Source organism: Citrobacter sp. CK206 (genome assembly GCF_030333125.1).
Classification (GTDB): domain Bacteria; phylum Pseudomonadota; class Gammaproteobacteria; order Enterobacterales; family Enterobacteriaceae; genus Citrobacter_B; species Citrobacter_B koseri.
In genome coordinates this window covers 1-218 of sequence record NZ_JAOWGM010000001.1, presented here as the reverse complement: position 1 = coordinate 218, position 218 = coordinate 1, and the positions used below count along the sequence as shown (strand labels likewise).

Below are 218 nucleotides of genomic sequence, written 5' to 3'. Positions count from 1 at the left end.
TGCGAAAATTTGAGAGACTCATACACACTTTACGTGTGTCGTTTCAATTTTCAGCTTGATCCAGATTTTTAAAGAGCAAAACTTCGCAGTGAACCTTTTCAGGTACACTCTGAAGTTTTCTTATATGAGCAGTAAAATATGGTGGAGCTATGCGGGATCGAACCGCAGACCTCCTGCGTGCAAAGCAGGCGCTCTCCCAGCTGAGCTATAGCCCCATA

Annotated in this window: 1 tRNA gene; it reads right to left on the bottom strand. The window is 44.5% G+C overall.

The annotated features are described in order from the left end of the window. Window positions 1–139: 139 nt before the first annotated feature. Window positions 140–215: transfer RNA gene (locus OGX81_RS00005), tRNA-Ala, on the bottom strand. Between the last annotated feature and the right edge of the window lie 3 nt (window positions 216–218).